General features: G+C 74.2%; 20 protein-coding genes and 3 tRNA genes. 10 read left to right on the top strand and 13 right to left on the bottom strand.

All coding sequences use genetic code 11. The features are described 5' to 3' along the window. Positions 1-49: 49 nt before the first annotated feature. Both J116_RS19930 and J116_RS19935 read right to left on the bottom strand, forming a co-directional pair. Complete coding sequence (locus tag J116_RS19930; RefSeq protein WP_028964293.1) at positions 50-1,489, bottom strand: xylulokinase; 1,440 nt, start codon at positions 1,487-1,489, stop codon at positions 50-52. 106 nt (positions 1,490-1,595) lie between these two features. Beyond that, complete coding sequence (locus J116_RS19935) at positions 1,596-1,895, bottom strand: hypothetical protein (protein WP_023588838.1); 300 nt, start codon at positions 1,893-1,895, stop codon at positions 1,596-1,598. 181 nt (positions 1,896-2,076) lie between these two features. On the opposite strand from J116_RS19935, the gene J116_RS19940 reads away from it, so the two are divergent. From J116_RS19940 to J116_RS19950, 3 genes are all read left to right on the top strand, one after another. Continuing rightward, a tRNA-Asn gene (locus J116_RS19940) sits at positions 2,077-2,149 on the top strand. Positions 2,150-2,154: 5 nt separating this feature from the next. Continuing rightward, a tRNA-Asn gene (locus J116_RS19945) sits at positions 2,155-2,227 on the top strand. A gap of 199 nt (positions 2,228-2,426) precedes the next feature. Further along, positions 2,427-2,503 (top strand) — tRNA-Ile (locus tag J116_RS19950). Positions 2,504-2,728: 225 nt separating this feature from the next. Here J116_RS19950 and J116_RS19955 read toward each other — a convergent pair. Next, positions 2,729-4,108: an NACHT domain-containing protein gene (locus J116_RS19955; protein ID WP_107487084.1), complete on the bottom strand. Its 1,380-nt coding sequence runs from the start codon at positions 4,106-4,108 to the stop codon at positions 2,729-2,731. Between the two features lie 444 nt (positions 4,109-4,552). On the opposite strand from J116_RS19955, the gene J116_RS19960 reads away from it, so the two are divergent. Continuing rightward, positions 4,553-4,756 (top strand): hypothetical protein, encoded by a 204-nt coding sequence (locus J116_RS19960; RefSeq protein ID WP_037946821.1) that lies wholly within the window; start codon positions 4,553-4,555, stop codon positions 4,754-4,756. A gap of 4 nt (positions 4,757-4,760) precedes the next feature. Here J116_RS19960 and J116_RS19965 read toward each other — a convergent pair whose 3' ends face one another. The 5 genes from J116_RS19965 to J116_RS19985 all read right to left on the bottom strand — a co-directional run bounded on the left by J116_RS19965 (position 4,761) and on the right by J116_RS19985 (position 9,750). Then, positions 4,761-6,149 carry an MFS transporter gene (locus tag J116_RS19965; protein WP_023588841.1) on the bottom strand — a complete coding sequence of 463 codons (1,389 nt, stop codon included), beginning with the start codon at positions 6,147-6,149 and terminating at the stop codon, positions 4,761-4,763. A gap of 119 nt (positions 6,150-6,268) precedes the next feature. After that, a complete protein-coding gene (locus J116_RS19970; RefSeq protein WP_023588842.1) occupies positions 6,269-6,838 on the bottom strand; it encodes a GNAT family N-acetyltransferase in 570 nt (189 codons plus the stop codon). Then, positions 6,798-7,736 carry a homoserine O-acetyltransferase/O-succinyltransferase family protein gene (locus J116_RS19975; RefSeq protein ID WP_023588843.1) on the bottom strand — a complete coding sequence of 313 codons (939 nt, stop codon included), beginning with the start codon at positions 7,734-7,736 and terminating at the stop codon, positions 6,798-6,800. Before J116_RS19975 ends, J116_RS19970 begins: the two co-directional genes overlap by 41 nt. Next, positions 7,733-9,010, bottom strand: a complete 1,278-nt coding sequence (locus J116_RS19980; RefSeq protein ID WP_023588844.1) for an O-succinylhomoserine sulfhydrylase — start codon at positions 9,008-9,010, stop codon at positions 7,733-7,735. Before J116_RS19980 ends, J116_RS19975 begins: the two co-directional genes overlap by 4 nt. Before the next feature lie 23 nt (positions 9,011-9,033). Next, positions 9,034-9,750, bottom strand: coding sequence for a TenA family transcriptional regulator (locus J116_RS19985; protein WP_028964294.1), 717 nt, complete (start codon positions 9,748-9,750; stop codon positions 9,034-9,036). A 195-nt stretch (positions 9,751-9,945) separates the two neighbouring features. Here J116_RS19985 and J116_RS19990 point away from each other — a divergent pair, with 195 nt between their 5' ends. The 4 genes from J116_RS19990 to J116_RS20005 all read left to right on the top strand — a co-directional run bounded on the left by J116_RS19990 (position 9,946) and on the right by J116_RS20005 (position 15,258). After that, entirely contained in the window at positions 9,946-11,430 is a 1,485-nt protein-coding gene (locus J116_RS19990; RefSeq protein ID WP_023588846.1) for an amidase, read from the top strand. A 99-nt stretch (positions 11,431-11,529) separates the two neighbouring features. Then, entirely contained in the window at positions 11,530-13,080 is a 1,551-nt protein-coding gene (locus tag J116_RS19995) for an MFS transporter (RefSeq protein WP_023588847.1), read from the top strand. Positions 13,081-13,167: 87 nt separating this feature from the next. After that, positions 13,168-13,839: an HAD family hydrolase gene (locus J116_RS20000; RefSeq protein WP_023588848.1), complete on the top strand. Its 672-nt coding sequence runs from the start codon at positions 13,168-13,170 to the stop codon at positions 13,837-13,839. 183 nt (positions 13,840-14,022) lie between these two features. Then, positions 14,023-15,258 (top strand): glycosyltransferase family 2 protein, encoded by a 1,236-nt coding sequence (locus J116_RS20005; protein ID WP_037946823.1) that lies wholly within the window; start codon positions 14,023-14,025, stop codon positions 15,256-15,258. A 305-nt stretch (positions 15,259-15,563) separates the two neighbouring features. Here the strand turns inward: J116_RS20005 and J116_RS20010 are convergent, their stop codons facing one another. Both J116_RS20010 and J116_RS20015 read right to left on the bottom strand, forming a co-directional pair. Further along, entirely contained in the window at positions 15,564-16,928 is a 1,365-nt protein-coding gene (locus J116_RS20010) for an aminotransferase class I/II-fold pyridoxal phosphate-dependent enzyme (protein ID WP_079147923.1), read from the bottom strand. A gap of 5 nt (positions 16,929-16,933) precedes the next feature. Further along, entirely contained in the window at positions 16,934-18,454 is a 1,521-nt protein-coding gene (locus J116_RS20015; protein WP_023588850.1) for a hypothetical protein, read from the bottom strand. Between the two features lie 225 nt (positions 18,455-18,679). Between J116_RS20015 and istB the strand changes: the two genes are divergently transcribed. Next, a complete protein-coding gene (gene istB / locus J116_RS31385) occupies positions 18,680-20,239 on the top strand; it encodes an IS21-like element helper ATPase IstB (protein ID WP_317135528.1) in 1,560 nt (519 codons plus the stop codon). 83 nt (positions 20,240-20,322) lie between these two features. Here the strand turns inward: istB and J116_RS20025 are convergent, their stop codons facing one another. Then, on the bottom strand, positions 20,323-20,736 hold the full coding sequence (locus J116_RS20025) for an organic hydroperoxide resistance protein (RefSeq protein WP_023588851.1): 414 nt from the start codon (positions 20,734-20,736) through the stop codon (positions 20,323-20,325). A 100-nt stretch (positions 20,737-20,836) separates the two neighbouring features. On the opposite strand from J116_RS20025, the gene J116_RS20030 reads away from it, so the two are divergent. Further along, a complete protein-coding gene (locus J116_RS20030; protein ID WP_023588852.1) occupies positions 20,837-21,337 on the top strand; it encodes a MarR family winged helix-turn-helix transcriptional regulator in 501 nt (166 codons plus the stop codon). A gap of 10 nt (positions 21,338-21,347) precedes the next feature. Here J116_RS20030 and J116_RS20035 read toward each other — a convergent pair whose 3' ends face one another. Together J116_RS20035 and J116_RS20040 are read right to left on the bottom strand one after the other, a co-directional pair. Further along, complete coding sequence (locus J116_RS20035; protein ID WP_023588853.1) at positions 21,348-22,709, bottom strand: carboxyl transferase domain-containing protein; 1,362 nt, start codon at positions 22,707-22,709, stop codon at positions 21,348-21,350. Further along, complete coding sequence (locus J116_RS20040; protein WP_023588854.1) at positions 22,702-24,150, bottom strand: acyl-CoA synthetase; 1,449 nt, start codon at positions 24,148-24,150, stop codon at positions 22,702-22,704. The genes J116_RS20035 and J116_RS20040 overlap by 8 nt, the downstream gene beginning before the upstream one ends. Positions 24,151-24,299: the final 149 nt, after the last annotated feature.

Raw genomic sequence — 24,299 nt, forward strand, 5'->3', positions numbered from 1 at the left:
CCCCCTCGGGCCATGCCCCTCCGCCGCGGCCGTCCGCCAGGGCCCTTCGCTACGAGCCGAACGCCCCCGGGTGCAGCTGGTCCCGCGTCGCCCCGTACTGCTGGCGCACCGCCTGACCCACCGCCAGCTCCTCACCCGGCTCGAACACCTGGGCGGCCGCGCCGTTCCACGCCGGCGGCGCCTGCGGGCTCAGCGTCCCGTGCGCCACGCCCAGCGCCCACGCCGCCTGCCGCGCCGCGCCCAGTGCCGTGTAGTCCGCGGGCTGCGGTACGACGACCTGCGCGCCGAAGATCGCGGGCGCCGCCGCCTGCACCGCCGGCAGCTCCGCCGCCGCGCCCAGCAGGAACACCCGGCGCACCGCCACACCGCGCCGCCGCAGCACGTCCATCGCGTCGGCGAGCGCGCACAGCATGCCCTCGAACGCCGCCCGCGCCAGGTGCTCCGGCTTCATCGACTCGCGCCGCAGCCCGCTGAGCGTGCCCGCCGTGTGCGGAAGCGGCGGCGTCCGCTCGCCCTCCAGGTACGGCAGCAGCACCAGACCCGAGGCGCCCGGCGTGGACTTCAGCGCCAGCGCCGACAGCTCCTCCAGGCTCTCCACGCCCAGCATCTCCGCCGTCCCGCGCAGCGCCCGTACCGCGTTCGACGTGTACACCACCGGCAGATGCGTGCCCGCGGCGTCCGCGAACGACGTGATCATGCCCTGCGGGTCGGCGAGCGCCTCGTGGTGCACCGCCATCACCGACCCGGACGCCCCCAGCGACACGACCGCGTCGCCGACGCCGAGGCCCAGCCCCAGCGCGGCGGCCATCGTCTCGCCGGTGCCCGCCGAGATCAGCAGCCCCTCCGGGGTCACCCCGGCGGCCTCCGACGGGCCCAGCACCTCCGGCAGCGCCACCCGGTGGCCGAGCGCCAGCTCCACCAGGTCCGGCCGGTACTGGCCTGTGGCCGCCGACCAGTAGCCCGTGCCGGACGCGCCGCCCCGGTCCGTGGTGCGCCGCGCGGGGCGGCCCAGCAGCTGCCACACGAGCCAGTCCTGCGGCTGGAGCACGGCGGCCACCCGTCGCGCGGCGTCCGGTTCCGTACGGGCCAGCCAGCGCAGCTTCGCGACGGGCTGCGCCGCCTGCGGGACGCACCCCACGGCGTCCGCCCACGCCTGTCGGCCGCCCAGCGCCTCCACCAGGTCGGCCGCGGCGACCTGCGCCCGCTTGTCGTTGCCGACCAGCGCGGGCCGCACGGTGCCGCCCTGCTGGTCGAGCGGGACGAGGCCGTTGCCCTGCGCGCACACGCCGATGGCCTGCACGCCCTCCAGCAGCCCGCCCGTGGCGGCCTCGCCGAGCGACAGGAGCCACGCCTGCGGATCGACCTCCGCGGCCTTCGGCTCGACGGGGTGGGCGGCGTACCCCTGGCGCAGAACGGCGCCCGTGTCCGTGTCGCAGACGACGATGCGCGTGAAACCCGACGAACTGTCCAACCCGGCGACTATCCCCATGAAGGAGATTCTGCCGTACTCCGCCCGGTGTCGGCGGGCGTCACCGGGCCGACCGGGCGCGGGCCGGGGCCCCGCCGGGCACCGGCCCGCCCGCCGGGCGACGGCGTCAGGTGTTGGTCGTGCCCCAGTCGTCCTCGGCGCCCTGGCCGCGGCCCCGCAGCGAGCGCACCCGCTCGGTCACCGACTCCGGCATCCGGTCCCCGACCTTGTCGCTCACCACGTGGTACGCCCGCCCGGCCACCTGCCGCCCGGTCTGCGCGGCCGTCTCGGCCGCGTTGCGCACCGCGGGATTGGCCGAAAGCTGCCGTGCCGACGTCCGCAACTGTTCGTACCGCTCCCGCCCGGCCCGCGTCCCGAGGACGTATCCGACGGCCACTCCAACGACGAACGTGAGCTTGTACCGCATGGCTGTCACCCTTCTCCGTAGGCGTCGGTGCCGGCCGCCTGCCCGCACGGGCGGAGGTCACACCCGGCCCGGGGCGATACCGATTGGCGGAGCACCCCCCAGCTTGCGCTAATGTATGTGTCGCAGCGAGCGAGCGCCGCCCGGGAGACCCCAGGTGGGTACGTTCGGTGCAACGCAGCAATCCCCTGTAGCTCAATTGGCAGAGCAGCCGGCTGTTAACCGGCAGGTTACTGGTTCGAGTCCAGTCGGGGGAGCGCGATCCCCTGTAGCTCAATTGGCAGAGCATTCGGCTGTTAACCGGAGGGTTGCTGGTTCGAGTCCAGCCGGGGGAGCGAGACGGAAGAGGGCCCCGACGGGGCCCTCTTCCGCGTTCCCGGCAGTGGTTTCCGGAGGTTCTTCCCGTGATCCGGAACCGCCGGGACCCGGCAGCCGTCCTCCAGGGCGTGCGTTGCCGACCATCCGGAGCAGGAGATCGTATGAGCGGCTATGCTGCGGCAGACGGCGCGCACAAATGTGCGCGACGCGCCGCACGGGGCGGTAGCTCAGCCGGTTAGAGCAGCGGACTCATAATCCGTCGGCCGTGGGTTCGAGTCCCACCCGCCCCACCACTGCGGTTCCCGGCAGGCGTGTCCGGCCGGCGGTTCTCGCCGGTCCGGTGGGCCGCTGTACGAGCCGGGAGAGGTGGCCCCGGCGTTTCCTCCCAGTGTGTGGAGCTCCCGTCGACGCCCCGCGCCGCGACACGCCCGCGTCACCCTCATGCCGCACCTCCGCCCCGGGCCCCGGCTTTCCGGGCCGGTGATCCCCGGCACACCGCCGCCGTTGCCGGATGCCCGTCAGTTCCCCACCGTCTCCGCGCTCCGCACCGGCTGCCGGTGCAGGCGGGACAGGGCCTCCTGGACACGGCTGACCGGCTCGTCGAGGCGCAGCCGTGTCCGTGCGTACGCGTGGACGAGGCGCCCCAGCCCGTACAGCCCCGGCCCCACGTCCTCCACCAGGCCCGACGCGACCAGCTCCGCCAGCAGCGCCCGCGTCTCCTCCGGTCGCGTGCCGGACAGACGCGCGGCGGCGTCCGTGTCGGCGTGCGCGGCGGGCAGCAGGGTCAGCAGCCGCAGCAGGCGGCGCGCCTCGCGGGACACCCGGCGCTCGGACGCCGCGAAGGACCGGCCCATGCCGCCGCGCAGCACCAGCGAGGCCACGACGTCCTCGTGGTAGTCGGCGAGCGGCCAGTCCGGGTGGTCGGCGATGTGGCGGCCCACCAGCGCCAGGCCCTGCGGCAGATGGCCGACAGCCTCCGCGATGAGCCGCGCCGCGAGCGGGTCCGTGTCGATCCGGGCGGCGCCCGCCACGCCCCGCAGGACGCGCAGCGAGTCGGCGGGGCCGCACGGCGGCACCCGCACGCGGCCGCCGACGTCCGGGCCGGCCGGGAAGCGCCGCGTCGTGACCACCGTGTGGCCGGCCCGGGGGCCCGGCAGCAGCGGCCGCACCTGCGCGGCGTCGTACGCGTCGTCGAGCAGCAGCAGGGCGCCCGAACCCGCCAGGAGGCGGCGCAGCAGGACGGAGCGGCCGTCCGTGGAGGACGGGACGCGGGCCGGGGGCGCGCCCAGGGCCCTCAACAGGTGTCCGAGCACGGTGAACGGGTTCGCCGGGGCGGCCTGCGGGTGCGTGCCGTGCAGGTCGACGACGAGGACCGGGCCGCCCGTCCCGCGGGCGGCGAGACCGCGGGCCAGCGCGTGCGCCAGGGTCGTCTTCCCGGCGCCCGCCGGTCCCTCCAGGACGACGGTGCGGCCGTTGCCGGAGAGGTCCGCGAGGCGGAGCGCCTCGTCCAGGACGGCGTCGCGGACGAGCGGCCCGTCGGGCGGCGGCGGAATCCGGTCGGTGACCCGGACGCCCGGGCCGGACGCCGCCTCGCCCAGCGTGTGGTGGAGGGCGCGGCTCCAGGCGGCGACCAGGGCGCGGTCGTCGCCCGCGAGGGCCCGTACGACTGCCAGCAGAAGATCGGAATTGGGCCGCCGACGACCCGTCTGAAAACAGTTCCCCACGGTCGAACGGGCGGGCAGTTCGCTTCTCGGGCGGCCCGCGCGGCGCCAGTCCCGGTGAACTCGGCGCGTTATCTCGGTGATGGACGGATTGCCCGCTCTCATCTTCAGCGCGCGCAGCTGAAGGACGAACTCGTCCAGCGTGTGAATTCCGTCGAGTTCCGACGTATGCGACACGCGGCCCGCTCCCTCCCCCGAAGTTCCAAGGCCGGCGGTGATGCGCTGGTCCGCGTCACCGTACCGCACGGTCTGCCGACGCCGTCAACGGTGATCCCGCATGGTGGGAAGGGAGTCGAGGCGGTTCGGAGACCGGCAGTGGTCGCCCTGTCGGTTGAGGGAGGGTTCCGGTTCCCGCGTGCCGGGTGAATTTTCCGAAGCTTTTGCGCGGGGATTGTGCATGGTGCTCATGCGGGTGCTCGTGCGATTTGTACACGGTTCCTCGCGCGGCGTTTCGTATACGGCCCGCGCGGCCCCGATCCTCCACGGCCGCCTTTTGCGCCTGTCGTGGTCGAAACGGCGCCGGGGGATGGTGAATAGGCCGGGGCTGTTCCGTTGGCGCTCCCGGCGCGCCTACCATCGCGGTACCGGGAACGGCCCGGCCGCGTATTGCGAGGGGGAGAGATGGCGGGTTCCCGATGGGCGCCGCCGCGGCAGCTGCTCGGTTTCGTCGCGCTGCTCGTGCTGCTGTTCTTCTGGGCGTACTACGCCGGTGTGCTCGCCGGGAGGATCGCGCCCGGCATCGGACCCGGCGGGGTGGAGACCGGCGTCGGGCGGGACGACCGGCCCGCCCGGGAGCCGTCGGGCGGGCACGGGCACGGCATCTGACGGGTCAGCGCCCGGCGGCCGTCTCCGGAGCCGTACCGCTGTCCGCCCCGCCGCCGGTCTTGCCCTCGGTCCCGGCGGCCCGCAGCGCCTTCGGCAGCCACACCGCGACGATCACGGTGGACACGAGGGCGATCACCGCCGACCCGACCACCACCGGGTCGTACGACTGGAGCGTGTCGTAGCTGATGCCGCCGCCCTCACTGGCGACGAACGCGCCGATCTGGTGGACGAACCACATCAGGCCCAGCGCCAGGCCCTTCGCCCGCGCGTCCAGCGAGTTGATCAGGTACATGGAGCTGGCGACCACCGTGCCCAGGTACGTGATGCCGAACAGCAGGCCGAAGATGTTCGCGGCCAGCGCGTTCGGCGCCGCCATCAGCACCACCAGCGACAGCGAGCGCACCAGATAGCTGCCCGCCAGCACCTTCAGCCCGTGGCCCCGGTCGCAGTAGTACCCGGCGACCAGCGCGCCCACGATCTCCGCGGCGCCCAGCAGCGCCACCGTCGTACCGGCCACCGAGCCGCCGAGCCCGATGTGGTCCAGGTGCGCCACCAGGTGGACGTCCACGAACGCCATGGTGACCCCGCAGCCGAAGAACGCCAGGCTGACCGCCCAGAACACCCGCGAGCCCAGCACCTCCGACAGCATGCCCGCGCTTGACTTCCGCTCCGGCGCCGCACCGCCGTCCTGCGCCGCCCCGGCTCCCGCGCCCGGCTCCTTCGGCAGCACCACCAGCGCCACCACGGTGACGACGAGCAGGATCACGCCAAGCCACTGGAACACCGACCGCCAGACGGTCCCCTCGTCCAGGTGGATCCACAGCGGCAGCAGCGCCACGAAGCCGACCGCCGTGCCGTTCATGAGGATGGCGTACGTGACACCGCGCCGGTGCGGCGGGAACAGCTCGTCCACCAGGACGCCCAGCGGCACGTAGGAGATCGCCGTGTACGAGACGGCGAGTCCCACCCCGTACACCAGCGTGAACACCCCGAACGACTCGGTGTAGCCGCCCACCAGGAACAGCAGACCGCCCAGCACCAGCCCTCCGGCGAGGGACTTGCGCGCCCCGAACCGGTCGGCGACGAACCCCATCACGGGCGACGCGATGGCGTACGTCAGCATGAACGCGGACGGCGCGATGGCGAACGTGCCGCGCGACACGTCGAAGTCCTCCGTCATGGAGACGTAGAACGCGGTGAGCGTGTTCTTGATCGACGAGGACAGCAGCGCGATGACGAAGCCCAGCGAGACGGCCACGAGCAGCAGGGTCCGCCCGTGCCGGGACGCCTTCGCGCCCCCGGGCGCCGCGTCGCCGACGGCGCCGGAACCCGAGCCCGGCGGTCCGGGCGCTTCGGGGGTGCGCGTGTTCGTCTCTTCCTCGTAGGGCGGCATGTCTCTCCCTGCCTGTGTCATGACCGGCGCGTCCCGGGCTCCGGTGGGTCAGTGCGTGTACGCGTTCAGTAGACGGGCGTCCGGCTGCTGCGGCCAGGGGACGTTCACCTGATGGACGATCACCCCGCGGGCGGCTCGCCGCTCCGCTCGCGCGTCCGTTCGACCACGGCCGCCGCCAGCTCCCGCACCCCGTGCCGCATGTAGTGGCCGCGGTACGACACGCCGTCCACGCGCGCGTAGTCGTCGAGGATGCCGTACGAGGTGAACCCGAACCGCGACCACACGCGGTGCGCCTTTGAGTCCTCCCGCACGTCGATGGTGAGCGTCTCGACCCCCAGCCCGGCGGCCTTGGCGCAGACCCGCTCGACCAGCTGGTACACGGCCGACGTGCCGCGCACCCTCGGGTCGAGGTACGCCTTCATCACCTCGGCGAGGTGGCGGCAGTTCGGCATGGAGTTGGTCTTCATCACGCACATGGCGGCCACCCCCTCCGCGTCCTCGCCGATCAGCAGATGCCCGCCGCCGCCCGCGACGAGTTGCTCCACGCCGGTGACGAACCCGTCCAGCTGCGCGTCCGACGGGGTCTCGGCGTAGCCGAGGATGCCGTCGTCCTCGGCGCTCGCCGCCAGCATCCGGGCGAGGTCCTTCTCAACGGCCCGCACGTCGTCGGGCCAGTACCAGGTCAGCACGGTGCTCAAGCCTCCGTTCCGTCGAATCGTCCAGGGCGGTGAGCCAGTTGGTGAAGAAGGCCCGCGAGTCCGCCAGCCAGCCGTCGTCCACGCCGTCGGCGGCGGCCCGGTCGGGGAAGCTCGCCAGCAGCCCCGGGTCGCGCTGCTCGCGGAGCTTCTCGGCGAACGTGAGGAGCGCCTCCCGCGCGTCCGCCGTCAGACAGCCCCGCGGCAGGTCCGGTACGTGCGGGGTCTCCCCGGAGGCGTACCGGCGCAGGTCCCGCCGGTATTCGCTGAGCAGGGTCTCCCGCAGGTACTCGGGGTGCCCCTGGCTGAAGACGTGCCGCAGCCCGTCGTCGCCGGTCGCCAGGGACCAGTCGCCGCCGCCGGTCTCCAGGGCGACGGTGACCCCCGCCCGCCGCAGCCGCTCGGCCGGCATCGTGTTCCACCGGGAGTGCGGTACGAGGACCCGTTCCGGCAGACCGGCGGTGAGGGGCCCGTCGGCGCGCACGCGGTGGCCGAACACGCCGTGCAGCTTGTTCGGCAGGCGGCTGCGCTCCAGCCCGTGCAGCAGGTGCAGCGCGGCGTGCGCCGACTGGCAGGAGTACACCGTCGAGACGACCCGGTCCGCCGTCGCGGTGAGGACGCGGTCCACCACCGCCAGGGCCGTTTCCGCCGCGACGTCGCGGTGGCGCGGCTCCCCGCCGGTCACGATCAGCCCGTCCAGCCCCGGCAGCTCGTCCCAGGCGATGCCGCACTCCGCCGCCGGGCGGCTCAGGTCGGCGCCGTACGCCGTGACCTCCACGGCGAGGCCGAGCCGGGCCGCCGCGCCCTCCACGGCGGACGCGAACATGTACCGGGCCCAGCTGTCCGGGGCGGGGGAGAAGAGGTCGGCGATCCCGATCCGCAGCGGCCTCATCGGAACCGGCCCCCCATCGCGCGCACGGCCTGGCTCCCGGCCTCGCGCGGGGCCTGGTCCACGGCCGTGCGCGTGGCCTGGCTGCCCGCCGCGCGCAGGGCCCGGTCCAGGTCGTACTTCAGGTCCTCCACGTCCTCCAGGCCGACCGACAGCCTCAGCAGGTTGGGGGCGATCCCGGCGCGCTCCCGCTCGGACGGCGACATCCGCCCGTGGGTGGTGGACGCCGGATGCGTGATCATCGACTTGGTGTCGCCGATGTTGGTGGTGACCGAGACGAGCGACAGGGAGTCGATCACGGCCCACGCGTCCTCCTGGCCGCCGCGCACGGTGAAGCCGAGCAGCCCGCCGTGCCCGGACTGCTGGGAGTCCGCCAGTTCCCGCTGCGGGTGCTCGGCGAGACCGGTGTAGTACACCTCCTCCACCGCCGGGTGCTCCACCAGCCACTCGGCGAGCAGCGTGGCGTTGCGCGAGTGCTCCCGCATCCGGACAGGCAGCGTCTCCAGCGACTTCAGGAACACCCAGGAGTTGAAGGCGCTCGGGCTGGGCCCGGCGGTCCGCAGCACCTCCGACACCGCCTTGAGGAGGTCCGCCCGCCCGGCGACCACACCGCCGCCGCACCGCCCCTGGCCGTCGATGTACTTGGCCGCGGAGTGGACGACCAGGTCGGCGCCGAGCGCCAGCGGGTTCTGGAGGACCGGGGTGCACAGGGTGTTGTCCACGACCAGCAGCACGTCCCGTTCCTTGGCGAGGGCGGACAGCGCGCGCAGATCTGCGACGTGCATCATCGGGTTGGTGGGGGTCTCCAGGACGAACATCACCGTCTCGTCGCGGACCGCGTCCCGCCACTGGCCGAGGTCCCGGACGTCCGCGACGCTCACGGACACCCCGAACTTCTCCATGTACGCGCGGAAGAACCGGGGCGTCGTGCCGAACATCCCGTCCCCCAGCACCACATGGTCACCGGCCGCGAGGAGGCCGAGCGCCACGGCCGTGTACGCCGCCATCCCCGAGCCGAGCGCGACGGCCCCCTCGGCGCCCTCCAGGGCGGCGATCCGCTCCTCGAAGGCGGCCGTCGTCGGGTTGCTGAACCGGACGTAGACGTTCCCGGGCCGGCGCCCGGCGAACTTCTCGGCGGCGTCCTCCGCGTCGGCGAACACGTAGCTCGCGGTCAGGGCGAGTCCCTCGCTGTGGAGGTCCGACAGGTCCTGGTACTGCCCCGTCCGCACCGCGCGCGTGGCGGGTGCGTACGGCCGGGACGGCTCATTCACGGTCACTGGTGCTCCTCCGTCGTCCGCGGTCAGAGCCGGCCGGCCTTGTACTCCTGGTAGATGCCCTCGTACATGTCGTAGAACAGGTCGCAGGTGTGGGACACCGCGTACAGCGCCTCCTCCTGCATCCGGTCGGTGACGCAGATGTCGGCGACCAGGTCCAGGCCGTGCCGGACGTGGTGGACGTCCTCCGCCTGGTGCACCGAGAAGAACAGCAGGTCCTCGTCCTTCAGGCCGTACACCCGCTTGAAGATGCTGTCGCGGGCCTCGGCGCCGCGGGTCTCCAGGTTCTGGCCCTCGCTGGCGATCATCACCGCGGCGGCGCCGATGTGGTACGTCTCCGGGTTCTTGCACGCCTTCATCCGGTAGTCGATCAGCTCCTGGGTGTTCGGCAGGGCCGTCTCGGCGTCGCGGGTGGCGTCGTCCACGCCGATGGCGCGGATGAAGTCCTGCATCAGCTCCACGTGGTTCTTCGTCTTGGAGATGCGGCCGGTCTCCTCCTCGTAGAGGTTGAACAGCAGGCGCCGCTTGTGCTTGCCCTCCTTCGGGCAGAAGTAGAAGAGCGTCTCGATGTAGTCGAGGAAGTGCTTCGTCAGCTGGTAGCCCTGCAACGCCACCTTCTGGAGCGTGTGCAGGTCCGGCTTGTCCGCGTCGAAGAGGATGTCGAACATCGGGTGGTTCAGCGTCAGCTTCTCGTGCAGGGTGCGCTCGAGCTGGTCGCGGAACTCGTCACGGTCGGTCGGCATGTCCGCACTCCTGGGTCGGGGACTTGAGGCCCTCCCCAGCATCGGTGCCGGAAAGCGGCCCGTCCGGCTTCGTGGACGAACCTGGACGCGCCCGCCCGCGACCCGCGGTGCAACCCGATCGCGGTGCCCGGTGTTTCTCCTTACGTACGACACGATTCGACGAGGAACATCCGACGAACCAGTGCGAGGCGTGAGATGAGCGATACCTCCGAAACCTCCGAACTGAGCGCCACCCGGCTCGCCGAGGCGATCCGCGGGCGGGCGATCTCCCCGGTCGAGGCGGTCCAGGCGGCACTGGACCGGATCGAGAAGATCAATCCGGCCGTCAACGCCTTCGTGACCGTCTGCGGCGAGCGCGCCCTCGAGCAGGCCGCCGCCGCCGAGCGGGCCGTCGTCGAGGGTGCCGGGCTCGGCCCGCTGCACGGCGTCCCGATCGGTGTGAAGGACCTCGACCCGGTGGCCGGCGTCCGCATGGCCCGCGGCTCGCTCGTCTTCGCCGAGGACGTCCCGCAGGAGACCATCCTGTGCGTCGAGCGGCTCGAACAGGCCGGCGCGATCGTCGTCGGCAAGACCAACACCCCGGAGTTCGGCTTCAAGGCCACCACCGACAGCGCCTTGTCCGGCCCCGCCTCCACACCCTTCAACCGCGCCATGAACGCCGGTGGCTCCTCCGGCGGCAGCGCCGCCGCCGTCGCCTCCGGCATGGTGCCGCTCGCCCAGGGCTCCGACGCGGGCGGCTCCTTACGGGTGCCCGCGGCGTTCTGCGGCGTCTTCACCCTGATGCCGAGCTTCGGCCGTGTCCCCGTCCCGGCCAAGCCCAACGCCTTTCGCCGGTACAACCCGATGGTCTGCTACGCCCCGCTCGCCCGTACCGTCGCCGACGCCGCCCTGGGCGTCGATCTGATGTCCGGCGCCCATCCGTACGACCCGTACTCCTTCCCCGCCCCCGAGAAGCTCACCGACGCGCTCCACGGCGACCTCACCGGCCTCACCATCGCCTACAGCCCCGACCTCGGCGGCTACCCCGTCGAGCCCGAGGTCGAGGCGGTCGTACGGGCCGCCCTGCCCGCGCTGCGCGAGGCGGGCGCCACCGTCGAGGAGGCGGACTTCAGGCTGCCCCTGCCGCATGCCGAGCTGACCGCGATGTGGCGCCGCTACCTGTCCGTCGCCCACGCCGAATCCGCCGCGATCTCCCGGGACAACGGGATCGACCTGCTCGGCGCCCACGCCGACTCCATCGACCAGGGATACCTGGACTCGGTCCGGGTCGGCGAATCGCTCAGCGCCGTCGACTTCCGGCTCCAGGACCTCGACCGCACCCGCGTGCTGTACGCCTTCGAGGGGCTCTTCGACCGCTACGACCTCGTGGTCAGCCCGGTCAACGCCGTCGCCGGCGTTCCCAACTCCGGCGGGCGCGACACCGTCGGCCCCGACACCGTCGAGGGCCAGAGCGTCGACCCGTTCGTCGGCTGGTCCCTCACCAGCCCGTTCAACCTGATCGGCAGCCCCGCCGCCTCGGTGCCGGTCGGCCGCGCGGGCAACGGCGTGCCCGTCGGCCTTCAGGTCGCCGCGCGCCGCCGCGGCGACGCCCTCGTCATCCGCGCAGCCGCCGCTCTGGAGGCCCGCCTGCCCTGGTCGGCCACCTACCAGGACCTCGATCTGGACGCCACCAGGGCCTGAGCCGGGGCATCCGACCGGACCGGGTGCAACCCAACCGGTCCGGTCGGTGTTCCAGCAGGAAAGGACCTCCTCGGCGGGGGAGCGAAGACGGGAGACACTGTGCAAGCCACCATCGGCGGACGAACGGGAGCCAGCGGCATCGCCCTGCTGGTCCTGCTGATCGGGCAGGCGCTCTCCAACATCGACCTGGCGATCGTCAACCTCGCCGCACCAGCCGTCAGCGCCGACCTCGACGTGAGCAGCTCCGAGCTGACCCTCATGGTCACCGCGTACGCGCTCTGCTCGGCCGTGTTCATCGCTCCCGCCGCCCGGCTCGGCGAGCATCACGGGGTGCGCCGGGTCTATCTGTGGGGCCTGGCCCTGTTCACGCTCGCGTCCCTCGCCTGCGGACTCGCCAACAGTTCCCCCGTCCTGATCGTCAGCCGCTGCCTCCAGGGCGCCGCCGCATCCCTGATGATCACGCAGGTCCTGGTCGGCATCCACCGCTGGTTCACCGGCCCCGACCGTGCCCGCGCCCTCGGGTGGAACGCGGTGACCCTCTCCGGTGGCGCCGCGCTCGGCCAGGTCCTCGGCGGCACCATCGTCTCCGCCGACATCCTCGGCACCGGCTGGCGCGCGGTCTTCCTGCTCAACGTACCGATCGGCGCCCTCGTCCTGCTGCTCGGCGTGGCCATGCTCCCGCACGACCGGCCCACCGGCACCGAGACCGGAACGCGCGCGGGTACGGGCGCGGGCACGCCTACGGGCGCGGGCACGAGTCGCGGAGGCAACGACATCCGCGGCACCGTGCTGCTCGCCGCCGCCACCCTCGCCGTCCTCATCCCGCTCAGCCTGACGCGCCCCGACTGGATCTGGCTTCTCCTGCTCGCCGCCGTACCACTCGCCGCCCAGCTCGTCCGCACCGAACGGCGGGTCATCGCCCGCGGTGGCAAACCGGCCCTCGACCTGCGCCCGCTCGGCGCGCCCCCCGTCCGCTGGGCCCTGGCGTCCTACGCGGGCACCACGCTGACCTACATCGCCATGCTGTACCTGCTCTCCCTCCACCTCCAGGGGGTGCTGAAGCTCCCGGCCTGGCAGGCCGGCCTCGTCCCGCTCGGCTGGGTCCTCGCCTTCGGCCTCGCGGGCCCGGTCATCGGCCGTGTACCGCAGGCCGTGGCCCGCCTCCTGCCCTTCGTCGGCTGTGTCCTGCTCACCGCCGCGTACGGACTGGCCCCCGTCGTCCCCGCCGGAGCGGACACCGGCATCTGGCCGCTCACCGCCGTCCTGTGCGTCGGCGGCTTCGGCCTCGGCCTCACCCACACCTCCCTGCTCAACGTGCTCACCACCGCCGTCCCGCCGCGGTACGCCGCGACGCTCAGCGGCACCGTGAACACCCTGTCCACCGTCGTCGGCGTCACCGGCGTCGCTCTGTTCGGCGCCGCCTACGCCTGGCTGGGCCGCAGTGCCTGGGCCGGACCGCCCGCCGCCTGGTCCTACATCTGCGCCGGGCTCGCCCTCGTCACCGCCCTCTGCGCCCTGGCCGCGCTCCGCGCCGTGGCCACCGCGCCCGACCCCGCGGACCCGGCGGACGCGGCCGCTGCAACCGACTCGGCCGCCGCGGTGTTCAACAGGAAGGAGCGCCCGGTCGACACCACGCCCACCGCTGACTGACCCGGCCGCCGCCCCGCCGGCCAGCGACGACAGCGAACGACGACGCACGACGACGAACGACGGACCAACCGCGAAGGACGACCCCCCATGACCGAGCCCGAGTTCCACCACCTTCAGGCCAAGGCCGCGCTGTTCGACCTCGACGGCACCCTGGTGGCCACCGAGCACCGCAGCCGCGCCGCGTGGACCCGCCTGTTCACCACCCACGGCCTGCCGTGCGACGACGCGCTGCTGGCGACCTTCGTCGGGCGGCGTGGCCAGGAAGCCCTCGCCGACCACGTCCACCGCTTCCCCGGTCACACCGTCGACGAACTGTTCGAAGAGGCCTGCGGTTACCTGATGGGGCCGGACAGCCCGCCCCCGTTCGCCGTCCCCGGCGCGGCCGAGCTCCTCGCGGACCTGCACGGCCGCGGCGTGCCGCTCGCCGTCGTCACCTCCGGCCTGCGGGCCCACGCCACCGAGCTGCTCGATCACGTCGGCGGCGCGGATCTGTTCCAGGTGATCGTCACCGCGGAGGACGTCAGCGCGGGCAAGCCCGACCCGCAGGGCTACCTGGCCGCCTGCCAGGCCCTCGGCGTCCACCCAGCCGACGGTCTCGCCTTCGAGGACGCCCCGGCGGGCGTCCGGGCCGCCGCGGCCGCCGGTCTGCGCTGTGTCGCCCTCACGACCACCCACCCCGCGGCCGACCTCGCCCAGGCGGACCTGGTGCTGCCCGACCTCACCACGCTGCGCTGGGCCAGGAACGCCGACGGGAGCTGATTCCGCCGCGCCCGCGCCTCGCCAGGCCCGCACAGCGGCGCCGCCAGGCCCTCCCACCAGGGCCCGGTCCGGCACACCTGTCCGGCGGTCCGGCACCCCCGCCCGGCACCACCCCCACCCGCCCACGACGACACCCGCCCGGCATCAGCACACCCGCCCGACACCGCTGGGGAGACCGACACCATGTCCGCCGCCCGCCCCTCCGAGCCCGCCGCGCTGGCCGCCGCGGCGACCAGCAGCCTGGTCCTGGTCCATGACCCGGTGTCCCGCGCGGTCGCCCCCGACTACTGGGACTGGTCGGCCGACGCCCACCACGCCGCCGTGGAGGCGCTCACCGCCCTCGACGACGACCAGGTCCGGACCGCCGTCGCGCGAGTCGCCGACAACCCCGCCGACAGTGCCGCCGCCCTGGGCCTGTCCGCCGCGCTCACCGCGCTCCTGTGCCGCCCCGGAGGTGAGAGCGGGGCCGTCGACGCGCTGCGCTCCGCCGCCGCTCGTACCGAATCGCTGTCCCGGCTGCTCGTCCAGCCCGGCGCGCCCGACCGGCCGACGGCGGGGCCGGCCACCGAGGCGCCCGGCACGGCGGACCTGCTGGCGGTCCTCGCCCACAAGCCGCACGGCGGCACCCATCCCGTGGACGCCGCCGTCGTCATCCCGTTCCGCGCCGCCGACGACGCCACCGGCCGGGTCCGCAATCTGGCGGCCGTCCTCAACGCGCTCACGGACCAGTCCCACCCCCGCGAGCGCTACCGCGTCGTCGTGGTGGAGAGCGACGAGCGGCCTCGCTGGCGGGAGGTGTTCGCCGACGCCTGCGACGCCTACGTGTTCGCGCCCGACCCCGGCCGGTTCAACAAGTCGTGGACCGTGAACGTCGGCGTGGTGCACGGCGCCCGCCCCACCGAACTGGTCTGTGTGCTGGACGGTGACATTCTCGTCGACCGCGGCTTCATCGCCCGTGCGGTCGAACGGTTCCAGAGGCCCGGCACCCAGGCCCACTGGCCGTTCGAGGACATGCTGTTCCTCGACCCCGCCTCCAGCGCCGACGCCGTCCGCACCCGTTGTCTGGAGGCCGCCCCCGACCCCGGCCAGGACCGGCTGCGCGGCGTCCACCTGCGCAGGCCTCCCGGCGGCTGTGTCTGGCTGCGCGAAGACCTGTTCACCCGCATCGGCGGCATGGACGAGCGGTTCTGCGGCTGGGGCGGCGAGGACCAGGACTTCGTGTGGCGGGCCGAACGGTACGGCCCCATGGACCGCCACAACGATCCGCTCGTCCACCTCCACCACGACCGCGCCGCCCACCGCGGTGACGACGGCGTCCCCTTCTACGAGGAGGTCGAGCGCGCCGGGTTCTGCAGCTGGCCCTGCGACTCCGACTTCGGCCGCCTGGACAAGAACACCCCGCAGCCGACCGGAGCGTAGCCAGCTCCGACAGGCCGGGGCCGCCACTTCGCGCAAGGAGCGGCGGCCCCGGGGAACGCGAGGGGCATCCGGGCGCGGGGCCCGTCCGTACCGACCGCGTCGTGCCGCAGGCACCCGCGCCGCCGGTACCGACCCGGCGCCCGTACCGACCCGCGCCGCCGGTACCGACCGGCCCGCCGCTATGGACCTTGGCCGACGGGCCGTTGGGCGCGTCCCGGGCCCCGGCGGGCAAGCGCCTGCACGCGCTCGGCCGACGGGGCTCCGGGCGACTCCCGTACACGCACACGGAGACGCGGACCGTCAGTTCACCCGGTCGCGCCTTCCGGCCCCTCCGGCCCCTCCGGCCCCTCCGGCTGCCCGGACCGCTCAAGGGCCGCGAGGAGGACGCACACAGCCAGGCCCTCCATCGCCGTCCCCAGCTCGTCGAGCGTCGGATAGGTGGGGGCGATCCGGATGTTCCGGTCCCGGGGGTCCTTCCCGTACGGGAACGTGGCGCCCGCCGGGGTGAGCCGGATGCCCGCCTCCGCCGCCAGCCGCACCGTCCGCCGCGCGCAGCCGTCCGGAACGTCGAGGCTGACGAAGTACCCGCCCGCGGGCCGTGACCAGGTGGCCACGCCCAGGCCGCCGAGCCGCTCCCGCAGCACCCGCTCCACCAGGTCGAAGCGGGGCCGCAGCAGCGCCCGGTGCTCCGCCATGTGCGCCCGCAGCCCTTCGGCGTCCCGCAGGAACAGGGCGTGCCGCAGCTGGTTGAGCTTGTCCGGGCCGATGGTCCGGCGGGCCAGGTGCCCGGTCAGCCACTCCACGTTGGCGGGCGACGAGCCGAAGAAGGCGACACCCGCGCCCGCGAAGGTGATCTTCGAGGTGGAGCCGTAGACGAACGCCCGGTCAGGGTGGCCGTGCTCGGCGCACAGGGCCAGGATGTCCGGCGCCGCCGCCGGTTCGTCGGTGAGGTGGTGCACCGCGTACGCGTCGTCCCACAGGACGCGGAAGTCGGGTGCGGCGGTCGGCATGGCGGCCAGCCGGCGCGCGGTCTCCTCGCCGTACACGGCGCCCGTCGGGTTGCTGTACGTGGGGACGCACCAGATGCCCCGGACGCCGGGGTCCTCGGCGGCGAGCCGCTCCACCTCGTCCATGTCGGGCCCGTCGTCACCCATCGGCACCGGGATCATCTCGATGCCGAACTTCTCGCAGAGCGCGAAGTGCCGGTCGTAGCCGGGCACCGGACACAGCACGGCCGTCCGCTCCCCGCCCCACGGCCGCACCGAACCGGGCACGCCGAACAGCAGGGCGTGGATCAGTGTGTCGTGCATGAGGGCCAGGCTGGAGTTGCCGATGGCCAGCAGCTGGCCGACGGGGACGCGCAGGGCCTCCGCGAAAATGGCGCGCAGCTCGGGCAGACCGTGCAGGCCCCCGTAGTTGCGGTGGTCGGCGCCCGCGCCCGCGGGCCCGAGGCGGTCGGCGCCGAGGTCCAGCAGGCCCGTGGACAGGTCGAGCTGCGCGGGCGAAGGCTTGCCGCGCGTCAGGTCGAGGGCCAGGCCACGCCCCTTGAGCGCGGCGTACCGGGCGCGGATCTCCCCGCCGAGAGCGGCGAGACGCGCGAGGCCGGGGGCTTCGGAGCCGGTCCCGGTGCCGGATGTCCCTATGGCGTCGGTGGTGGGGCTGGTGGTCATGGCGTTCACCCGTGTCCCGGGTCGAGGATGTGGGCGAGCGCCCGGCGGACGCTCGGCTCGGGCCCGGAGGCGAAGCACAGCGGCTGCCGCTCCCGGGAGAGCCAGTCGAAGAGACGCGGGGCGCGGTCGGCCGGTTCGAGCGACGCGCCGCCTGCCGCTCCGAGGGCCACGCCGTCGGCCGCTACGACCGGGTCGCCGTCGCCCGGTTCGAGCAGCACCGGTGCCGCGTCCGGGGCCTGTACGAGGGTCTCCGCCACGGACGCGAAGACGACCGGCCCCTCCGCCGGTACCCGGGCCACCACGTGCTGGGACAGCAGCCCGCCGCCGCGCGCCCCGAGGGTCAGCAGCGCGGGCACGTCGGGTCGGTCGCGCTTCTCGTGCACGGTCAGCCGTACCGTGTGCGGCCCCCCGGTCAGCGCCCCCGGCGCGCCCCGGTCGGCGCGGGCGATCGCCGTGTACCGGGCGGCCGACGCGCGCCCCACCGCCACGGCGAACGCGACCGCGTCGTCCAGCACCTCCCGCCGGTCGCCGAACACCTCCGCCCAGCGCGTCCGGAGCGCGGGCGACACGGCGCACGTCACCGCGGCGCGGGTCAGCAGCGGCGTACGGTCGTCCGGCGACTCGGCGAGCCAGCGCGCGACGTGCGGCGCCATCTCCACCCCGTGCGGCGCCTCGCCCGCGGCGGCCATCGGCAGGACCCGCGGCCAGTCCACGTTGAACAGCATCACGGGCATCTGCGCGTCCACGTCCGCGTCGGTCAGCGCCGCCAACTGCTCGCGCACCCGCTGCTCGTGGGCCTCCTGCTCGGCCGGGTCGGCGCGCTTGGCCGCCGCGAAGTCCTGGAAGTCCACCGCGCCCGCGTCCGTCAGCGCGTCGGCGATGCGGCACCGCTGCCGGTCGTACTCCAGCAGCAGCTCAGGCTCGGCGAACAGCGCGGCCGCGAACCGGTTGCCACCCGAGTACACCGTCATGCCGAACCGGTCGTCCTCGGCCAGCTCCCGCGCGGCCAGCACCAGTGCGACCAGCCGCCCCACCGCGTACACCTCCGCGAGGTCCGCCCAGCGGCCGGCCGTCTTCAGCCCGCCGACGTCCCGCTTGGGCTGCCCCCAGGCCAGCTCGAAGCGCGGCGGTTCGGCGGCCGACAGCGCCCCGGCGACGTGCCGCTGAAGCGCGAGGCCGTCCACACGCGCGGCGTTGGCGCTCGTCCCCTCGTCGCGGAACAGCTCCGCGACCAGCGCGGCGCGCCGGTGAGCCGGGTCGTCCAGCCGTTCGTACGGAGTGGTGGCCCCCGGCCCGTCCAGGGCGCCGCGCGCCCGCCGGACCAGGGCCCTGGCCTGCCGCTCGACGCCCTCGCGCCAGCGCGGCAGCAGCTCGTCGCGCAGCTGCCGAGCGGTCAGTAAGCAGGCGGGCTCGGGGGTGTGGGGCAGCAGCGGAACCGCGTCGGGGCTCTCCGTGAGCAGCGCGGGCAGTCCGCTGCCGCTCACGATCCGGCCGGGCCGGTAGGGAGGGGTCGTGGTGGTCGTCATGTCCGGGCCTCCAGCAGTCGGGCGGGTCGCCGCCGAGCGTAACGGCCGCTCCACCGCCACCTGGTGGGATTCCGGCGCGGCGGGACCTTCGGCCCTGCCGCTCTGTCCTACTGGATGTCTATTCATCCCAACGAGTGGTGGGAATACAGATTTTCTACCGTTTCACACAAGAATGGCGATCACCTCGCCCGCTCGCTCCGTACGAGACGCAGGAGATGCACCGAGATGCAGGAGATGCCGGTGTCCCGCCTCGATCCGCCGTCCTCGCCCCACGTGGCCGCCGCCCCCGCCGCCCCCGTCACTCCCTCCGCCGCCTCGGCCCCGGCCGGGGCGTCGCCGATGACGACGCTCGGGTACGCGCTGTTCGCCACCCGCTGGCTCCAGGCCCCGCTGTACTTCGGCCTGGTGGCCGCGCAGGGCGTGTACGTCTACAAGTTCTTCAGCGAGCTGTGGAAGCTGGTCGAGCACGTCATCAGCGGCCAGGTGGACGAGACCCACGTCATGCTGGCGGTGCTCAAGCTGGTGGACGTGGTGATGATCGCCAATCTGCTGATCATGGTGATCGTCGGCGGCTACGAGACGTTCGTGTCGCGCATCGGGCTCCAGGGCCACCGCGACCAGCCGGAGTGGCTGTCGCACGTCAACTCCAACGTCCTGAAGGTGAAGCTGGCGACGGCCATCGTCGGCATCTCGTCGGTGCACCTGCTCCAGATGTTCGTGGACGTGCATCACACACCGGAGCACGACCTGATGTGGGGCACGGTCATCCATATGGCGTTCATCGCCTCGGCGCTGATCCTGGCGTACATGTCCGGCCCGATGAACGCCCACGAGCACGGCTCCAGGGCCACCCACGAGCACGGCTCCATGGGCGCCCACGGGAAGGGTGGCGGCCCGGCCGCCTCCCAGCCGGGGGCGGCGGCGGGTTCCCGCACCGAAGGGGCCGGTGACGGCTGGGGCGACGGTGACGGCTCACGCCGCGGTGACAGCTGGGGCCGCAGTGGCAGCCAGGGCCGTGGCGACAAGTGGGGCCACGGTGACAGCCAGTGCCGTGGCGACGAGCGGGCCCGTGGTGGCAGCCGGGGCGATGGTGACGACTGGGGGAGCGGTGGCACGGCGGGGGAGGCGGCCGCGACGCTGGTCCTGCCCCGGCAGGCCGGATCCGAGCGGGCCGTGGCCGGGACGGAGGCGCGGATCGCGGCGGCCGGGTTCCCCGCGCGCAAGGAACTGGAGGCGTTCGACGCCACGCATCTGCGCGCCCCCGACCCTCTGGTCCTCGACCGGCTCGGCCGCCTCGACTTCGTGGCCCGCCGCGAGAACGTCGTGTTCCTCGGCGGCCCCGGCACCGGCAAGACGCACCTGGCGGTCGCCCTCGGCGTACGGGCCTGCGAGGCCGGCAAGCGGGTCCTGTTCGCCCCCGCCCCCGAGTGGGGAGCCCGGCTGCGCCGCGCCAAGGCGTCCGGCCGCCTCGCCGACGAGCTGGCCGCGCTCGACGCGTACGCGCTGCTGGTCGTGGACGAGCTGGGGTATGTGCCGTTCGACCCGGAGTCCGCGAACCTCTTCTTCCAGCTCGTCGCGCACCGCTACGAGCGGGCGTCGATGGTCGTCACCAGCGACCGGCCGTTCGGGCGCTGGGGCGAGGTGTTCGGCGACGCCGGGATCGCGTCCGCGACGGTGGACCGGCTCGTCCACCACGCCGAGGTGGTCACGCTGGAGGGCGACAGCTACCGCACGCGCGGACTGGCGGGCGCGACGGCCGGAGGGTGGCCCGGGCTCGACGGATGAGCCCGCCCGGCGACGCGAAAGGCCCCCGGAACTGCCCAGGTCCGGGGCCCTTCCCCCGCTGCGGCGCGGCGGGTGCGGAGGGGTCACTCGACGACGATCTCCACGTCGATGTTGCCGCGCGTCGCCTTGGAGTACGGGCAGTACGCGTGGGTCTTCTCCAGCAGCTCGCGGCCCGCCTCGCCCTGGAGGTGGTCCGGCAGCTCGACGCGCATCACCACGGCGAGGCCGAAGCCGCCGTCGGTGTCCTTGCCGATGCTCACCTCGGCCGTGACGGAGGCGTCCTTGACGTCGATCTTCTCCTGGCGGCCGATCGCGCCCATGGCGCTGGCGAAGCACGCGGCGTAGCCGGCGGCGAAGAGCTGCTCCGGGTTGGTGCCCTGGCCGTTGCCGCCGAGGGCCTTCGGGAAGCCGAGCGGCAGGTCTATCTGGCCGTCGGAGCTGACGGCGCGGCCCTCGCGGCCGTTGGCGGTGGCGACGGCGGTGTACAGGGCGTCCATGGGGAGTCCCGTCCTCTCGGTGGGTGGGCTTGCGTCTGCCTCTTTTGTAGCAAGCAATTCAGTTGTGCACAACTTAATTGGGTGGCGGTAGCCTGGTGGCATGCACCACACGGACTCGCGCGGAGGCGTAAGGGACGAGGACTTCCTCCGCCTCGACCACCAGATCTGCTTCTCGCTGCACGCCGCGACCCGCGCCTTCAACGGCGTCTACCGCGTCGCCCTCAAGGAGCTGGGCCTCACCTACCCGCAGTACCTGGTGATGCTGGTGCTGTGGGAGCACGGCGAGCTGCCCGTGAAGCGCATCGGCGAGCATCTGCGCCTCGACTCCGGCACGCTCTCGCCGCTGCTGAAGCGGCTGGAGGCGGCCGGGTACGTGGAGCGCCGCCGCAGCCCCGAGGACGAGCGGTCCGTGACCGTGCGGCCCACCCGGTCCGGCACGGCCCTGCGGGAACGGGCGCTGGGCGTGCCGCGCCGGATGGCGGAGGTGACCGGGCTGAGCCTGGACGAGATCCGCGACTTGCGCACCCGCCTGCGGGACCTGGCCACCGCCCTGGACGAGGCGGCACGGGACCTGGAGGCGCCCGGCGACGGGACCCGGTAGACGGCGGGGCTCAGACGATGCCCCGTACGACCCCCAGTTCCACCAGGTCCTGGGGCCGCAGGCGCAGCTGCTCCGCCGTGTGGGGCGCCTCCTCCGGCGGGCGCTTGAGTATCGCGGCGGCCAGCTCCGGGGCGATCACCGAGAAGTAGCTGTCGCGCGTCGCCCAGGTGTTGCCCGGCGCCGCCAGGGCCAGCGCGCCGCCCGAGCCGCCCTCCCCTACGACCAGCGTCGTCACCGGCACCCGCGCCCCGGCGACCGCCGCGAACACCTCCGCGATGGCCGCGCCCGCACCGGCCCGCTCCGCCGCGTCGTCGTTGGCCGCGCCCGGCGTGTCCACCAGGGTCAGCACCGGCAGGCCCAGCCGGTCCGCGAGCCGTACGGCCCGCGCCGCCGTGCGGTACCCGGCGGGCCGCGTCGCCGTACCGCACTGCGCCGCGTACACGACGCCGTGCCCGTCGCGCAGACCGACCCCGCACAGCATGCCGGGGTCCGTGCCGCCGCACCGGTCGCCGGTCAGCGGCAGCAGCACGTCGAAGTACGCCTCCAGGTACGCCTCCGCGCGCGGCCGGTCGGCGTCACGCGCCCGGCGCACCGCCTCCCAGCCGCTCTCCGCGATCGCCTCGCTGCCACGCCCCGGTACGGTCGGCGGGGGCACCGTGCCGGGCGCGGGCCGGGTCAGCCCGGTCAGCCACCGTCCCAGTACGGCCCGCAGCTCGGCGGGCGGGACCACCGCGTCCACCTGCCCCGCCGCGAGCTGGCCCTCCGCCGTGTACGCCGTCGGATCCGCTTCCACGGGCCGCACCCGCGCCCCGGCGAAACCGATCTGCGCCCGCGGCAGCGCCAGTACGACGTCCGCGCCCGCCCCGACCGTCGCCCAGCCGCCGCCGGTCGCCGGGTCCCGCAGCACCGACACATGCGGCAGCCCGGCCTCCCGCAGCAGCACCGTCTCGCGGGCCACCCGCTGCAACTGCGTCAGCGCGACCATGCCCTCCTGCATGCGGCTGCCGCCCGTCGCGACCAGCGACACCAGCGGCATGCCCCGCTCCCGCGCCAGCCGGTACGCCGCGCACAGCCGGTCGCCGGTGCGCTCGCCCAGCGACCCGCCGAGGAAGCCGAACTCGAACGCCAGCAGCGCGCACCGCACGCCCGCCACCTCGGCCTCGCCGAACACGACGGACTCGCTCTCACCGGTCCGCTCCGCAGCCCTGGCGCGCGCCGCCCCGTACCCGTCCCACCCCAGCGGCCCGTCGGGCCCGTTAGGTGTGCGCCGCGCGCCAGGCTCCGGGGGCGGCGCGCCGTGTTCCGTGAACGCGTCGGTCACCAGCGCGATCGCCGCGCGGGCGGTCAGCCTGGCCGCGGCCGCCTCAGCCATGGAGGGCCCGCTTCATGACCTTGCCCATGTCGTTGCGGGGCAGCGCCTCCAGGTACCGCACCGCACGCGGCCGCTTGTGCGGGGCCAGCTGCCCCGCCACATGGTCGGCGAGCTCGCCGGGCGGCGGGGGAGCGGCCGGGTCCGCCGGGACGATCCACGCCACGACCCGCTCCCCGAGGTCCGGGTCCGGTTCGCCCGTCACGGCGGCCTCCCGCACGCCCGGGTGGGCCAGCAGGACGTTCTCGATCTCACCCGCGCCTATCTTGAAGCCACCGCTCTTGATGAGGTCCGTGGCCCGCCGCCCCACGAGCCGCAGCGACCCCTCCGGGTCCCGCACGGCCATGTCGCCGGTCCTGAACCAGTCCCCGTCGAACGCGGCGGCCGTGGCCTCGGGCCGGTTCAGGTAGCCGCTGAACAGGTTCGGTCCGCGCACCTGCACCTCGCCGATGGTCTCCCCGTCGTACGCGGTGATCGGCGTCCCGTCGTCCCGCACCAGCCGCAGGCCGACGCCGGGCAGCGGCGTGCCGACGGAGCCGGGGCGGTGCGGGGGCGTGTCGGCGCGGACGCTCGTGTTCATGAGCGTCTCCGTCATGCCGTACCGCTCGACGACCCGCCGTCCCGTCGCGGCGGTGATCCGCTCGTGGTCGGGGAGCGGCAGCGCGGCGGAGCCCGAGACCAGCAGCCGGGCGCCCGCGAGCGCCTTGACCAGAGCCTCGTCCGTGCCGAGCGCCTCCGCCAGGCGGTGGTACATGGTCGGCACGCCGAACAGCATGGTCCCGCCGTCCGCCAGCTCCCGCGCGACGCCCTCGGGGGTGAACCGGCCCAGGTGCCGGACACCGCCGCCGCGCCGCAGCGGGCCGAGGACGCCGAGGACCAGCCCGTGGACGTGGAACAGCGGCAGGGCGTGGACCAGGACGTCGTCGGCGGTCCACGCCCAGGCGTCGGCGAGGGCGTCGAGGCTCGCCGCGAGGGCCCGGCGGGGCAGGACCGCGCCCTTCGGCGGGCCGGTCGTCCCGGACGTGTAGACGATCAGCGCGGGCGCCTCCGCGTCCGGTTCGGCGGGCAGCGGCCCGTCCTCGCGCGCGTCGGGCGTGACATCGACGCGCGGCAGCGCGGCGAGCGGGGCGGGAAGGTCGTCGCCGGGCGCGGCGAGCACCAGGGCGGGAGCACTGTCGGTGAGGATGTGGGCCAGCTCCCGCTCGCCGGTGCGCGGATTGAGCGGTACGGCGGGGACACCGGCGAGCAGCGCGGCGACCACGGCGACGGCGGTCTCGGCGGAGGGCGCCGCCCACACCGCGACCCGCCGGGCGCCGGTCAGGCGGGGCACCAGGGCTCCGGCGGCGGCGCGCAGTTCGCCGTAGGTCAGGGCGCGCGCACCGAACCGCAGGGCCGGGCGGTCGCCGTCCGGGGGTGCGGTGAGCGCCGGAAAGAGGGAACTCACGGGTCGTCCTCCTCGTATCGCTGCACGGGCTGTCCCGCCATGGTCGCAGCCCGCACCGACAACGCCCCCGGCGGTGCCGCCCGGACCTCCGGCGGTGCCGCCCGAACACCCGGTGGGCCGCCCGGAACCCCCGGCGGACCCGCCGAGCC

Origin of the sequence: Streptomyces thermolilacinus SPC6 (genome assembly GCF_000478605.2) — a bacterium.
Taxonomy (GTDB): Bacteria; Actinomycetota; Actinomycetes; order Streptomycetales; family Streptomycetaceae; genus Streptomyces; species Streptomyces thermolilacinus.

What these genes read in the sequence shown, in the direction of transcription:
- J116_RS20030 (WP_023588852.1), top strand. Translation starts at nt 20,837, where the DNA reads ATGCACCACACGGACTCGCGCGGAGGCGTAAGGGACGAGGACTTCCTC.
- J116_RS19965 (WP_023588841.1), bottom strand. Translation starts at nt 6,149, where the DNA reads ATGCCGCCCTACGAGGAAGAGACGAACACGCGCACCCCCGAAGCGCCC.
- J116_RS20025 (WP_023588851.1), bottom strand. Translation starts at nt 20,736, where the DNA reads ATGGACGCCCTGTACACCGCCGTCGCCACCGCCAACGGCCGCGAGGGC.
- J116_RS20000 (WP_023588848.1), top strand. Translation starts at nt 13,168, where the DNA reads ATGACCGAGCCCGAGTTCCACCACCTTCAGGCCAAGGCCGCGCTGTTC.
- J116_RS19990 (WP_023588846.1), top strand. Translation starts at nt 9,946, where the DNA reads ATGAGCGATACCTCCGAAACCTCCGAACTGAGCGCCACCCGGCTCGCC.
- J116_RS20015 (WP_023588850.1), bottom strand. Translation starts at nt 18,454, where the DNA reads ATGACGACCACCACGACCCCTCCCTACCGGCCCGGCCGGATCGTGAGC.
- J116_RS19960 (WP_037946821.1), top strand. Translation starts at nt 4,553, where the DNA reads ATGGCGGGTTCCCGATGGGCGCCGCCGCGGCAGCTGCTCGGTTTCGTC.
- J116_RS20005 (WP_037946823.1), top strand. Translation starts at nt 14,023, where the DNA reads ATGTCCGCCGCCCGCCCCTCCGAGCCCGCCGCGCTGGCCGCCGCGGCG.
- J116_RS20010 (WP_079147923.1), bottom strand. Translation starts at nt 16,928, where the DNA reads ATGACCACCAGCCCCACCACCGACGCCATAGGGACATCCGGCACCGGG.
- J116_RS19985 (WP_028964294.1), bottom strand. Translation starts at nt 9,750, where the DNA reads ATGCCGACCGACCGTGACGAGTTCCGCGACCAGCTCGAGCGCACCCTG.
- istB (WP_317135528.1), top strand. Translation starts at nt 18,680, where the DNA reads ATGCAGGAGATGCCGGTGTCCCGCCTCGATCCGCCGTCCTCGCCCCAC.
- J116_RS20035 (WP_023588853.1), bottom strand. Translation starts at nt 22,709, where the DNA reads ATGGCTGAGGCGGCCGCGGCCAGGCTGACCGCCCGCGCGGCGATCGCG.
- J116_RS19975 (WP_023588843.1), bottom strand. Translation starts at nt 7,736, where the DNA reads ATGAGGCCGCTGCGGATCGGGATCGCCGACCTCTTCTCCCCCGCCCCG.
- J116_RS19935 (WP_023588838.1), bottom strand. Translation starts at nt 1,895, where the DNA reads ATGCGGTACAAGCTCACGTTCGTCGTTGGAGTGGCCGTCGGATACGTC.
- J116_RS19930 (WP_028964293.1), bottom strand. Translation starts at nt 1,489, where the DNA reads ATGGGGATAGTCGCCGGGTTGGACAGTTCGTCGGGTTTCACGCGCATC.